The sequence below is a fragment of the Nocardia sp. NPDC050799 genome, from assembly GCF_040654015.1.
Classification (GTDB): Bacteria; Actinomycetota; Actinomycetes; order Mycobacteriales; family Mycobacteriaceae; genus Nocardia.
The window spans coordinates 1-13,078 of sequence record NZ_JBFAHF010000037.1 but is presented as its reverse complement, the minus strand read 5'-3'; the positions used below and the strand labels follow the sequence as shown (position 1 = coordinate 13,078).

The following is a 13,078-nucleotide window of genomic DNA, read 5'->3' as shown; positions in this document are numbered from 1 at the left end:
CCGGGCGGTCACGGGGTGTGACCCGACTGCCGCGCCTACCCTCATCGGGGGCGCCCCGGCAGGATCTCGGGGCGGGCGCCGGCAACCGGCGGCACGCGCCGGCCGGACGGGCTCACCAGTCCAGAGTAGGCCAACCCGGGGTGTCCAGGGGGCGTGGCACCGGCCACTCCCGCCCCCGGTCCGGCCGTCAGACGGCCGGACCCAGGATCACCGTGGAGTTGTTCCCGCCCATCCCGAGCGACAGCTTCGCGGTCAGCGCCGGACCCGCCGGTGCCGGCCCGCTCAGCAGCCGTGGATGCGCCGGCGCCACCGCGGGCGGCGCCGGAATGACGCCGCGCTCGTATCCCAGCGCCGCGGCCGCGAGCTCCACGGCACCCGACGCGGACTGGCAATGCCCGGCCAGCGGCTTCATCGAGTACACCGCGGGCCGGTCGTCGAACACGCGGGCGAGCACATCGCGTTCGGCCCGGTCGCACTGGGCGGTCCCCGTACCGTGCGCGTTGAGGTAACCGATATCGGCCGCGCCGACACCGGCGTCGAACAGTGCGCCCCGTACGCAGTCCACGATCCGATCGTGGCTCGGTTCCACCGAGACCACATGGTGCGCTTCGCTGTTCATCGCCCCGCCGAGGATCCGGGCGTAGGCCCGGCCGGATCCGCGACTCAGGACGAACCCCACCGCCGCCTCCCCCACACTGAATCCCCGGCTGCCCTCCTGGAACGGCCGGCATCCCTGCAGCGATTCGACATCGACCACCGCGGCGCCGAGGTTCGCGAACTGCCGCACCAGTTCCGGGGTGGCCGACAGGTCCGAGGCCACGCACACCACCTCGTCCACCAGCCCGGCGGCCAACCACAGCCGGGCCTGCAGTATCGCGACATTGGCCGAACTGCACGCGGCGGACACTCCCATCACCGGGCCGGTGAACCCGAACGCCTGGGTCACCACCGAGGCCGGGGTGGACGGGAGCAGCCGCAGGAAGTCCCGGCCACGGAACCCGGTGCCGGCGGGACCGGAGAAGTCCCGCTGGTGCCGGACGTCGCCGAGCACGGCCGCGTGCACCAGCCCGACTCGCGCGCCGGGTTCCCAGCCGCGGGCCCGGGCATCGGCGACCGCCTCGTCGACCGCCGCGAACACCGCGCGCCCGTACCGGGTGCCGTTGGCGGGATCGCCGCCCTCGGGCACCAGCGCGGCCCAGCCCCCGGTCGCGGGGTCGATTCCGTAGCCGGGTTCGAACCGGGCCGCGGAGCGCCCGCTCAGAATTCCCTCCCAGAACGTCTCCCGCCCCCATCCGTATCCGGTGACCGCACCGATCCCGATGATCGACATAAGATCGATGCTGAATCCGGTCCCCGCCATGACAATCTCCTCGCCGGTTCCCGCCCTCGGCACCGCCGGGAACACGTCTTGGCGTGATCAATCCAGATCACGTCTACTATGTCCGATTTTATGCGTGTGGATACCGGAGTAGAGCCGTGTTTGAATGTCCGGGTCCGCCGACGATGGGGGTTGGTATGGGAGAGCGCAGGGCGTCCGCCGCCGAGCAACTCGCGCATCGGTACCGCTCCCTGGTCGAGCACTCCCCCGACGGCATCTGTGTGCACGAACGCGGCATCGTCGTCTACGCCAATCCGGCGGCCCTGCGGATCATGGGCGCCAAGAACCTCGCCGAGGTCCTCGGGCAGCACATCGCCCGTTTCGTGCACCCCGATTTCCGCCAGCCCATGTACGAGCGCATCGCCGGTCTGACCGCGACGGGTAACGCGTCCGAACCCACCGAGATGGTGTTACTGGCACTGGACGGGCGCGAGGTTCCGGTGGAGACCGTCTCGGTGCTCACCGCGTGGCACGATCGCCTCGCCTACCAGGTGGTGATCCACGATCTGACGGCCCAGAAAGCGGCCGAACGCGCCCAACGGCGGGCCGAACAGCACTTCACCACGGTGGTCTCGCAGCTCGAAGAAGGGGTGGCTGTTTTCTATCGGGATGGGACCATCGCCTCGGCCAACCCCGCCGCCCGCCGGATCTTCGGAATAGACGACCGGATACCGCTGGTGGGCTCCAATATCACCACGCTGCCGCTGGAACTGCTGGACTCGAACGGCCAACCCATGCCCAGGGAACGGCATCCGGTGGCGCGCACACTGGCCACCGGCGAAACCGTCACCGCGTACGTTTTCGCGATCGTCCGCCCCGACGGTCAGCGCCGCTGGCTGGCGGTATCGAGCCGGCTGCTGAATCCCGACGAGCAGGGCACGGCCGCGGTGTGCTCGTTCGCCGATATCACCGAATACCTGGCCAGCCGCCGGCAGCTCGAATACCAGGCCACCCATGATCCGCTCACCGGACTGGCCAACCGGTCGCTGATCCTGTCGCAGCTGTCCGCAGCGCTCGCGGCCAGCGGTACGCACCGGGTGTCCACGGTGATGTTCATCGACCTCGACGGCTTCAAATCGATCAACGACACCATGGGCCACGCCATCGGCGACACGGTGCTGCGGATCGTCGCGCATCGGCTACAGCGCGCGCTGCGCAGCGAGGATCTGGTGGGCCGGCTCGGCGGGGACGAATTCCTGGTCCTGCTGGCCGGGCGGCCCGGCGATGAAGAGCTCGAACCGCTGGTCCGGCGATTGCGGGCCGCCATGGCCGAACCGATCGTCGCCCGGGGGCACCGGATCGCGGTGAACGCGTCCATCGGGGTGACCACCTTGGAACCCGGCGATACGCGCACCCCGGAAGCGGTCCTGCACGATGCCGACGTGGCCATGTACGAGGCCAAATCGCCGAGCCGGCGCGATGGCACGCGCGGGCGCGGAATGCGCGGCGACAACTCGCACGTCTCGTGATCCCGCCGATGTGACCTGCGCGAACAACATCCGATACGAACCCGCAGTAGACTCGACAACTCTGTGCACGCCATCCCGCCGTGTCCCGCCGAGCCCGTCCCGCCGTGGGTGAGAAGGAGTCAGAACTTGCCCGACAACCGCACCGAGGAACGCCCCACCGAACCGGCTCCCGAGGTGGCGCCTCCAGATCCGGCGATGCGGGACCTCGACCACGAACAGGCGTACCTGTCGGTGCTGTACGAGCGGCTCGACGGGATGCGCGCCTACGCCGACAATCGGCTGCGCACCGTCCTGCTGGAAACCGGGGGGACCCCGCAGGCCCGTACCGAACGGGAGTCGTTCACGCAGCTCTACACCGAGGACCTGGCCAAATACGACGCCGCCGAGCACGGCCTGTGTTTCGGCCGCATCGATCTCACGGCCGCGGACGACGATCCGGAACAGCGCTATATCGGCCGGCTGGGCATCCTCGACGAGGACAACGACTACGAACCCCTGCTGCTCGATTGGCGGGCCCCGCTGGCGCGGCCGTTCTACCTGGCCACCACCGCGGCGCCGGACGGAGTGTTGCGGCGTCGCCATATCCGCTCCCGCAACCGCCGGGTGACCGCGGTCAACGACGAATACCTCGATCTGGAGGTCGCGCACCGAGCCGGGGTCACGACCTCCGAGGGCGGCGTCGGCAGCGAGAGCGCCCTGCTGGCCGCGCTGAACGCCGCCCGCACCGGCCAGATGGCCGACATCGTGGAGACGATCCAGAGCGAACAGGACGCGATCATCCGCGCCGAGCACAAGAGCGTGCTCGTCGTGCAGGGCGGGCCGGGCACCGGTAAGACCGCTGTCGCCCTGCACCGTGCCGCCTATCTCCTGTACACCTATCGCCAGCAGCTGGCCAAGAGCGGCGTACTCATCATCGGCCCCAACGCCACCTTCCTGGACTACATCGGTCAGGTGTTGCCGTCCCTCGGTGAAACCGGGGTCCTACTGTCCACCATCGGCGATCTGTACCCGGGCGTGAAGGCCACGCTCACCGACTCGCTGCGCGCCGGGGAGCTGAAGGGCTCGACGAGTGTGCTGGACATCCTGAAGAACGCCGTACGCGACCGCCAGCAGGTGCCGGGTGAACCGATCACCCTGAGCTTCGACGGATACCCGGTGACCCTGGACCGCAAGATCGTCACCCGGGCCCGCGGCCGGGCCCGCTCCTCGCGTCGCCCGCACAACCTGGCGCGGCCCATCTTCGCGTCGATGGTGATCGAGGCGCTCACCGACCAGCTCGCGCAGACCATGGGCGCCGACCCGGCCGGTAACGGCCGCAGCCTGCTCAGTGCTGCGGATCTATCCGAGATCGGCGACGAGTTGCGCGCCGACCCGAAGGTCCAGCGCGTGCTGGCCGAGTTGTGGCCGATGCTCACGCCACAGCAGGTGCTGGGCGATCTGTTCGCCGACCCGGACCGGCTGGAGCGCGCCGCCGGCAAGGTGCTCGAGCCGGCCGACCGAGCCGAATTGCTGCGCACCGGTACCGGCGAATTCAGTGCCGCCGACGCCCCGTTGCTGGACGAACTCGCCGAACTGCTGGGCACCGACGACGCCGAGGAACGCGAACGCGCCCGGCGGCGCTGGCGCACCCAGCTCGCCGAGGCACAGGACGCCCTGGACATCCTGACCGGATCGGCCCCGCAGGACCTCGAGGACGAACTCGACCCGGAGATCCTGATGGCCTACGACCTCATCGACGCAAGCCAGCTGGCCGAACGTCAGCAGGTGCGCAACCGCCAGACCACCGCCGAACGTGCCGCGGGCGATCGCACCTGGACCTACGGGCACGTGATCGTGGACGAAGCACAGGAACTGTCGGAGATGGCCTGGCGCATGGTGATGCGCCGGATCCCGAATCGATGGATCACCGTGGTCGGCGATATCGCGCAGACCGGTGATCCGGCGGGCGCGAGCTCGTGGGCGGATATGTTGGAACCGTATGTGGCCAAACGGTGGAAACGCACCGAGCTCACCGTCAACTACCGGACCCCGTCGGAGATCATGACGGTGGCGGCGGACGTACTGGCCGCGATCGACCCCACCGCCGAGGTGCCGCGCTCGGTCCGCGATTCGGGCGTGCCGCCACGGGCGCACCGGGTCCCGGCGGCGCGCCTGCCGGCGAAGCTTTCCGGTGTACTCGCCGAGGAGCGGGGCCCGGGCACCGCCGCGGTGCTGACACCGACCGCCCTGGTGGACGAATTATCCGGGTTGGCAAGCGAATACGTGCGCGTGCTGACGGTGACCGAAGCGAAAGGCCTGGAGTTCGACGCGGTGTATCTGGTGGAACCGGCCGCGGTGATCGCCGAATCACCGCGCGGCCGAAACGACCTGTACGTCGCGATCACCCGCGCCACCCAACGGCTCACCGTGGTGCACAGCGCAGATCTCCCCCCGGAGTTGGGCCGACTGGCCGAGTGACGCCGATCGACCGCGCCGCCCCGCCCGGAAACCGAGTTCCGGGTGGGGCGGGTGGTCCGCGATCGCGGTATCAGCGCACGGTGTGCACGATCAGCACATCGGACTTCGATTTGCGCGCCACATCGGAAGGCACGGAGCCCAGCAGCCGACCGGCCAGGGTGTTCAGGCCACGGTTACCGACCACGAGCAGATCGGCCTGGGTCTCTTTGACCAGGTCGAGCAGGGATTCCACCGGTTCACCGACAATGGCCTTCTCGACGATCTCCTTGGCCCCCGCGGCACTGGCCTTGTCGCGGGCGGTGCGCAGGATCTCGTTGGTGGGCGCCGAACCACGAACCTGGTACGCCTCCTCCTTGAGCATATCGCTCGCGGCGGCGACATCACGGTCGTCGGTCGGGTAGTAGGCGCAGGCCACAATCAACGTCGAGCCCGCGGCTCCGGCCAGTGACGCGGCCTTTTCCACGGCGACGTACGACGAGTCCGAGCCGTCGGTACCGACGACAATGGTCCGGTAGGCGGTCATTCTCTCCTCCAACTGTGCGGGGTATAAACGCGGCTGCGCCGGAAGCTCGTGGAATGTCGGGCGACGGCGCAGCGACTGCGTAGACCATAGCCGGAACATCGGCTCGAATATCCCGATTCGTTGTACATCACAGACTTGTTCGACGGCGGTGGCGTTTCACATTTCGCCCCGGACGAACGACGAATGCCGCGTCTACCTGGCACTTCTCCTACCGGCGCGGGTAAACCTGTGAGGGGTCACAAGGAATGCGAACACCCTTGGCGCCGTAGGACTTTCCTCACAGTGCCGGTGCTCATCGCATCCGGCTGGCAACGGCACCATTCCGGGCGCGATCAGAGGGAGAACAGCGGACCGGTAATCGTCAGGCCCAATTCCCCGGTGTGCGCGAAAAACGCGAACAGCATCAGGCAGGCGCCGGCGAGTGCGAGGTCCTTGTTGAACTGGATCGTCTCCGCCTGGGTGGCCTCGGCCTCGGTTTCCTTCCAGAAGGCGTGCATCATGATCATGGTAGGGACCAGCATGATCAGCAGCAGCAGTGCGCCCAGGTCGGCCCAGATCCCGAACAGGATACTGATACTGCCCAGCAGCATGAGCAGCCCGGACCCCCGTACCGCCAGTTCCGGCACCGGTACCCCCTTGGCCCGCGCGTAACCCGCCATGGCCTTGGTCTGGGTGAAATGCCCCAGCGCCGAACTCAGGAACAGAATGACGAACATCACGCGGCCGATCAACACCACGACATCCATGTACAGCTCCTCATCTGTCGCCGACGGTACCGCTTCGCCCGTGCGGCGTCTCCGATTATGAGGCCGGCATGACCTGGGAGGTCACCTCATCGCGCGAGCGTAACGAATTCTTGGCATATTCCAGGGGAGCCATTCCGACTTCGGCCGTGAACTCACGGGTGAAATGCGCCTGATCGAAATAACCGAGTTCGGCCGCCAGCGCCGCCAGATCCGCGATACGACCGCGGGCGAGTAGATCGGCTGCGTCCTGTAATCGATATCGCCGCAGTACCCATTTCGGTCCCGCACCGATATAGCGGCGGAACAGCCGCTGCAGTGTGCGCACCGGTACCCCGAATCGCTCCGTGACCTGATCGACCCGGGTCAGCTCGGGATCGCCGGCCATCGCGGCGGCGATCGTCAGCACGAGCCGATAGTTGGGGTCGTGCCGGCGCGCGCGGGTGCCGAGATCTTCCTCGACCAGGCGGCGGCGGCCGGGATCACCCGGTTCGGCGAGTACCCGGTCGACGAGGTCGCCGGTATCGGGCAGCACCTCGTCCAGCGGTACCGCGCGATCCCGGAACGCACCGACATCGAGCCCGGTGAACGCACCGAAGCCGCCGGGCCGGAACCGGACGCCGAAGGTCTCCCCCCGGCCGATCAGTTCGCGGACGTACTTCCTGGTGCAGACACCGTTGACGAAACCACCGCGGTGGTCGCCGTCGCGTTCGAAGGTGATGTGTACGCAGGGATACGGCAGAACCTCGGCGTGGTAGGGCGCCCGGCCGCGCACATCCCAGCGCACCGACCAGTACCAGTCCACGTAGTCCGATACCGCGCCGCCCGCCGGCAGGCGGTTCAGCGTGCGGTACCGCTCCTGCTCATGCGGATGCAGGATCGCCTTGCGGTCACCGGCCGCAGGCACGTCGGTCGCCGGTATCCGCGTATCAGCCACGGCCGCTGCCGTCCCCACACGGGCCGGTCCGTCTCGGCACCGGTATCCGGTAGCCGGAGAACGACCACCGTCCGGACGCGAGCACGCGGCCCCGGGCCGCCCCGGCAGTGGTGACGCCGGGCGGTCGGATCGGGCGGCAACCGATGCCCGCCGCGACCGGATACGGAGGTATCGACCGCGGTGGGTACTCGCACGGGCGCGCCGTCGAACGCCGGGCGGCCGGGCGCGGGTTCGCGCACCCGTATCCGGTCCGGCGGCGCGGCGCGGCGCGGGCGGCCGGGGACGGCGGGTGATCGCCACCCGCCGGACGGCGCCGCCCGGGGGCGCCGATGGGCCCGGGCGGAGCTGTCGTGGGCTGTCGCTTTCTTACAAGAATCCACGGCCCCGGCGCGGCAGAGTCATGGGCATGAGCGAAACAGTCGATCCCATCCCCGCGGGTTACCACTCCATCACCGTGTTCATCGCGGTCTCCGACGGCAATGCCGCCATCGACTTCTATACCGCGGTGTTCGGCGCCGAAGTGATCTCGCGCAACGATATGCCCGACGGGCAACCCGCCCACGCCGAACTGAAGATCGGCGATTCCACCATCCAGCTGGGGCTCCCGGTACCGGACCAGAATGTGCTGGCGCCCACCGGCGACTGGGTACACACCTCGCTGGTCCACTACTGCCCCGATGTCGACGCGGTGATCGCCCGTGCCCGGGAGCACGGCGCCCGGGTGGCCGAGGACCCGGCCACCTTCGTCACCGGCGACCGGTACGCGGCCCTGAAGGACCCCTTCGGCCATCGCTGGGTCGTGATGACCCGGGTGGAGGACGTCTCCCGCGAGGAGGCCGAGCGTCGCGTGAACGAATGGATGGCCACGCAGGCCTGAACCCGATGGCCGGCGCGGTCCGGATCCGGTCACTGCAGTCCGGCCGCATCCATACCGCGCAGTTCCTTCTTCAAGTCGGCGATTTCATCGCGCAGCCGGCCCGCGAGCTCGAACTGCAGCTCGCGGGCCGCGTTCATCATCTGATCGGTCAGTTCGGCGACCAGGTCGGCCAGCTCGGCGCGCGGCATGGACTTGATATCGCGCCCCTCGACAATGCCCGCGCTGACCGCCCGACCGGGTTCACCCTGGGCCCGCCGGCCACGGCTGGCGTTACGACCGGAACCGCCGACCTCCACCTCGTCGCCGGCCTCGGAATAGACCTGGTCGAGGATATCGGCGATCTTCTTGCGCAGCGGCTGCGGATCGATGCCCATTTCCGCGTTGTAGGCGAGCTGCTTGGCGCGCCGGCGCTCGGTTTCGTCGATCGCGTCGCGCATCGAGGCGGTGATCTTGTCCGCGTACATGTGCACCTCACCGGACACATTGCGGGCGGCCCGGCCGATGGTCTGGATCAAGCTCTTCGTACTGCGCAGGAAGCCTTCCTTGTCGGCGTCCAGGATCGCGACCAGCGATACCTCGGGCAGGTCCAGGCCCTCGCGGAGCAGGTTGATCCCGACCAGCACGTCGTACTCACCCAGCCGTAGCTGCCGCAGCAACTCGACCCGGCGCAGGGTGTCGATCTCGGAATGCAGATAACGCACCCGAACGCCGAGACCGAGCAGATAGTCGGTCAGATCCTCGGCCATCTTCTTGGTGAGCGTGGTGACCAGGACCCGCTCGTCGCGCTCGGTCCGCAACCGGATCTCGTGCAGCAGGTCGTCGATCTGCCCCTTGGTGGGTTTCACCTCGACCTTCGGATCGACCAGGCCGGTGGGACGGATGACCTGCTCCACCACCTCACCGCCGGTGCGGCCGAGCTCGTAGTCGCCGGGGGTGGCCGAAAGATACACCGCCTGCCCGATCCGTTCGGCGAATTCCTCCCAGGTGAGCGGGCGATTGTCCACCGCCGAGGGCAACCGGAAACCGTATTCCACGAGGTTGCGCTTCCGCGACATATCCCCCTCGTACATCCCACCGATCTGCGGCACGGTCACATGGGATTCGTCGATCACCAGCAGGAAATCGTCCGGGAAATAGTCCAGCAGGGTGGCCGGCGCCGAACCGGCGGGCCGGCCGTCGATATGCCGCGAATAGTTCTCGATACCGGAGCAGAATCCGACCTGCCGGATCATTTCGAGGTCGTACTGGGTACGCATCCGCAACCGCTGCGCCTCGAGCAGTTTGCCCTTGCGCTCGAGCTCGGCGAGGCGTTCCTCGAGTTCGGCCTCGATAGCGACGACGGCCCGTTCCATCCGCTCCGGTCCCGCCACATAATGTGTGGCCGGGAAGATACGCACCGTATCCACCTTGCGCACGACGTCCCCGGTGAGCGGGTGCAGATAATAGAGTTCCTCGATCTCGTCGCCGAAGAATTCGATCCGGACCGCCAGCTCCTCGTAGGACGGAATTATTTCGACGGTATCGCCGCGCACCCGGAACGAGCCCCGTGTGAACGACATATCGTTGCGCGTGTACTGGACGTCCACCAGCATCCGGAGGAATGCGTCGCGGTCGACCTCGGAGCCCACCTCGAGCAGGACGGAGCGGTCCAGATAGGACTGCGGTGTGCCCAGACCGTAGATACAGGACACCGAGGCGACCACCACCACATCCCGGCGCGACAGCAACGCGGAGGTCGCCGAATGGCGGAGGCGCTCCACATCGTCGTTGATCGAGCTGTCCTTCTCGATATAGGTATCGGTCTGCGCGATATACGCCTCGGGTTGGTAATAGTCGTAATAGGAGACGAAATACTCCACCGCGTTGTGCGGGAACATCTCGCGCAGTTCGTTGGCCAGCTGCGCCGCCAGCGTCTTGTTCGGAGCCATCACCAGTGTCGGCCGCTGTAGCCGTTCGATGAGCCACGCCGTGGTCGCCGATTTACCGGTACCGGTCGCGCCGAGCAGCACCACATCGGGCTCACCCGCGGTGATCCGGCGCTCCAGTTCCTCGATCGCGGCGGGCTGATCACCGGCCGGCCGATGCGGGCTGACCACCTCGAACCGCCCACCGGTGCGTTCGATCTCACCGACCGGGCGGAACTCCGATCGGGCCAGCGGAGTCGCCCCGTCGGCCTCGGTCCCGCTGACGCCGGCCGCACGGAGTTCGGTTGCGAATGCCATTCCCCAAGACTAAGCGCGGACACCGACAGAATCCCGCCCGCTACCTGTGCCGGAGCCCACGTCCCGCGGCCGGGCCCGGTGGGACGAGCGGCGGCCCCTACTCGCCCGGGCCGCCCAGTGGGTAGATTCAGCAGCTGTGACACAGGCACCGAGCGTGGACGTCCACCGGCCGAAGGTGGAGTACTTCGATATCGCGGAACTGACGAACACCGATCCGAAGGGTTTCGTCCGCGATGTGGAGCGCTACCACCTCGAGCCCTGGGGGCTCTATATGGCGCGGACCGCCGACCACCCGCAATTCCACTACATCGAGTCCTGGCTGCTCCCCGAATTGAACCTGCGCTCGACGGTGTTCCATTTCCATCCGGCCCATCGGCGCGATCAGGACTATTACCTCGATATCGGCGAATTCGGCGAGGTCGGGCCGAAGAAATGGCGCTCGGTAGACCATTATCTCGACCTGGTGGTCCGCACGGGACGGGAGACCGAACTCCTCGACATCGACGAACTCCTGGCCGCGCACACCGTGGGCCTGCTGGACGCCCGCGCCGCGGAGCGGGCGGTGGCCACGGCCACCCGGGCCATCGACGGTATCGCCGCCCACGGCCACGACTTCCTGGCCTGGACGGCCTCGCTGGATATGCCGCTCACCTGGCTGTAACCCACCGTCCGGCGCGACGGGACCCGGCCCGCCCGTTCCACGGAGCGGGCGCGCAGCCCGGGCACGTCCGCTACGGCTACTCCGGATGCGCGGCCCGCCAGGTGAGCACCCGCTGGTACACCGCATCGAACCAGGGTTCCTTGACCGTCAGGTAGGCGGCGACGGCTTCCTCGCGGCCGAGCCCGTCGGCCGCAGCCGCCGCCTTCCGCTTCACCTCGACGTATTCCGCCCGCGCGGCCGGTTCGGCGCGCAGCCAGTCGCGGAAGGCGAGCGCGAACACCTGCCCGGGCCCACCGGCGACCCGCAGATGGACATAGGCCGGGCGCCCGGGATCGGCGCTACCGTGCACACGTTTCTCCCAGCGCCCCGGATCCATCTCGGCCCCGGCGCCCGGCTTCGGGTTGTCGTGGATGTGCTGTGGGATCACCGGGAATCCGGCGGCGGCCAGCGCGTCGCGGATACCGTCGGCCGCGGCGAGGTCCGGCACGGTGATCTGCAGGTCGAGCAGATCTTTCGCGGGCAGACCGGGCACCGCGGTGGAACCGATATGGTCGATCCGCACCGCGGCGGCACCGGCGGCCACTCGCAGCCGCGCGATCAGCCGCTGCGCCTGCGCGGGCCATTCCGGGTCCGGGTCCGCGAGCCGGGGCGCCGGCCGCACCGCGCTGCCGGAACGCATATTCGCCTCGAATGGGATCAACCGCTCGTTCCACAGCCGCGCCACAGCGGCTTCGACCTCGCCGGCGGGGCCGTTGTTGTCCAGCAGCACATCGGCGACGGCCCGGCGCTGCTCGTCGGTCGCCTGCGCCGCGATCCGCGCCCGCGCATCGTCCTCGGCCACCCCGCGGAGTTCGACCAGGCGCCGGATCCGGGTCTCCGCGGCGACATCCACCACCAGCACCAGATTCATGAAAGGCGCCATATGGTTCTCCACCAGCAACGGAACATCCTGGACCACAATGGCGTCCGGTGCGGCGGCGGCGAAGAGTTCGGCCGTGCGCTGCCCGACCAGCGGATGAGTGATGGAGTTCAAGGTGGTGCGTGCTTCGTCGTCACGAAACGCCTTGGCCGCCAACGCCGGACGATCCAGGCTGCCGTCCGCGGCCAGGATATCCGAGCCGAACGCCTCGACCAGGGCGGCGAGCCCCGGCGTTCCGACCGCGACCACTTCCCGTGCGATGACATCGGAGTCGATGAGCACCGCGCCCCGTTCCACGAGCGCTCGCGCGACCGTCGATTTGCCCGCTCCCATACCGCCGGTGAGGCCGATTCGTAACATTCGCCCAGTCTCGCATCCGCCCGTACCGGCGCGGCGACGAGGTTTCGCGCATTACCCGCTCGACACGCCCAGGCGTGGTGGAACGGCGCAAATGTCCTGATTACGCCAGCGACTGCGTTAGTGTTCGGCCTGAGTGCACGCCCCGATTCACCGCTTCTGTTACGGATAGCAAAGGAACGAGCATGCGCATCAGGTACCACCGCACAGGCCGGCACCGGCTGGGGGCGCCGGGGCGAGTGCACTGTCTCACCATTCCGGCCGTGGCGGCGTATCTGGCGAAGAACCGCCGCCCCTGGCTGAGCCTTTTCACCATCGCACCCCGCCACAGTCTCGCCGCTCACCGCCCGCGTCCGTCGATCGTCTGGCCGCGCTGGGTCCCGGTCCCGGCAGGTTAGTTCCCGACGGACAACGGTGGCCCGGTCCTCGGACCGGGCCACTGTTGTGTGCTGTGCTTCTGGCGCCGCCTTCGGCGGCGCGGGGTCGAGGCCCCCGAAGGTCCCGCCGTTCAGCCCTCGAGACTCGCGGCTGCGCC

The 13,078-nt window shown here is 68.4% G+C and carries 11 protein-coding genes; 5 read left to right on the top strand and 6 right to left on the bottom strand.

Going from position 1 to position 13,078, the window contains the following annotated elements; all coding sequences use genetic code 11:
• Positions 1-187 precede the first annotated feature (187 nt).
• Positions 188-1,360, bottom strand: coding sequence for a beta-ketoacyl synthase N-terminal-like domain-containing protein (locus AB0H42_RS29175; RefSeq protein ID WP_357061873.1), 1,173 nt, complete (start codon positions 1,358-1,360; stop codon positions 188-190).
• A gap of 155 nt (positions 1,361-1,515) precedes the next feature.
• Here AB0H42_RS29175 and AB0H42_RS29170 point away from each other — a divergent pair, with 155 nt between their 5' ends.
• Both AB0H42_RS29170 and AB0H42_RS29165 read left to right on the top strand, forming a co-directional pair.
• Positions 1,516-2,847 (top strand): diguanylate cyclase, encoded by a 1,332-nt coding sequence (locus AB0H42_RS29170; protein ID WP_357061871.1) that lies wholly within the window; start codon positions 1,516-1,518, stop codon positions 2,845-2,847.
• A 195-nt stretch (positions 2,848-3,042) separates the two neighbouring features.
• Positions 3,043-5,304, top strand: a complete 2,262-nt coding sequence (locus tag AB0H42_RS29165; RefSeq protein WP_357061992.1) for an ATP-binding domain-containing protein — start codon at positions 3,043-3,045, stop codon at positions 5,302-5,304.
• 70 nt (positions 5,305-5,374) lie between these two features.
• Here AB0H42_RS29165 and AB0H42_RS29160 read toward each other — a convergent pair whose 3' ends face one another.
• The 3 genes from AB0H42_RS29160 to AB0H42_RS29150 all read right to left on the bottom strand — a co-directional run bounded on the left by AB0H42_RS29160 (position 5,375) and on the right by AB0H42_RS29150 (position 7,507).
• Positions 5,375-5,827, bottom strand: coding sequence for a universal stress protein (locus tag AB0H42_RS29160; RefSeq protein WP_357061868.1), 453 nt, complete (start codon positions 5,825-5,827; stop codon positions 5,375-5,377).
• Between the two features lie 332 nt (positions 5,828-6,159).
• The gene (locus AB0H42_RS29155; RefSeq protein ID WP_357061865.1) at positions 6,160-6,573 is read right to left on the bottom strand and encodes a DoxX family protein; all 414 of its coding nucleotides are present in this window, start codon (positions 6,571-6,573) and stop codon (positions 6,160-6,162) included.
• Positions 6,574-6,628: 55 nt separating this feature from the next.
• Positions 6,629-7,507, bottom strand: a complete 879-nt coding sequence (locus tag AB0H42_RS29150) for a helix-turn-helix domain-containing protein (RefSeq protein WP_357061863.1) — start codon at positions 7,505-7,507, stop codon at positions 6,629-6,631.
• 406 nt (positions 7,508-7,913) lie between these two features.
• Between AB0H42_RS29150 and AB0H42_RS29145 the strand changes: the two genes are divergently transcribed.
• Complete coding sequence (locus tag AB0H42_RS29145; protein WP_357061860.1) at positions 7,914-8,384, top strand: VOC family protein; 471 nt, start codon at positions 7,914-7,916, stop codon at positions 8,382-8,384.
• 29 nt (positions 8,385-8,413) lie between these two features.
• On the opposite strand, the gene uvrB is transcribed toward AB0H42_RS29145, so the two are convergent.
• The gene (uvrB, locus tag AB0H42_RS29140; protein ID WP_357061858.1) at positions 8,414-10,606 is read right to left on the bottom strand and encodes an excinuclease ABC subunit UvrB; all 2,193 of its coding nucleotides are present in this window, start codon (positions 10,604-10,606) and stop codon (positions 8,414-8,416) included.
• Positions 10,607-10,742: 136 nt separating this feature from the next.
• On the opposite strand from uvrB, the gene AB0H42_RS29135 reads away from it, so the two are divergent.
• Entirely contained in the window at positions 10,743-11,267 is a 525-nt protein-coding gene (locus tag AB0H42_RS29135) for a DUF402 domain-containing protein (protein ID WP_357061855.1), read from the top strand.
• Positions 11,268-11,343: 76 nt separating this feature from the next.
• On the opposite strand, the gene coaE is transcribed toward AB0H42_RS29135, so the two are convergent.
• Positions 11,344-12,546, bottom strand: a complete 1,203-nt coding sequence (gene coaE, locus AB0H42_RS29130) for a dephospho-CoA kinase (protein WP_357061853.1) — start codon at positions 12,544-12,546, stop codon at positions 11,344-11,346.
• Between the two features lie 182 nt (positions 12,547-12,728).
• Here coaE and AB0H42_RS29125 point away from each other — a divergent pair, with 182 nt between their 5' ends.
• The gene (locus tag AB0H42_RS29125) at positions 12,729-12,941 is read left to right on the top strand and encodes a hypothetical protein (protein WP_357061851.1); all 213 of its coding nucleotides are present in this window, start codon (positions 12,729-12,731) and stop codon (positions 12,939-12,941) included.
• The last annotated feature ends 137 nt before the right edge of the window (positions 12,942-13,078 follow it).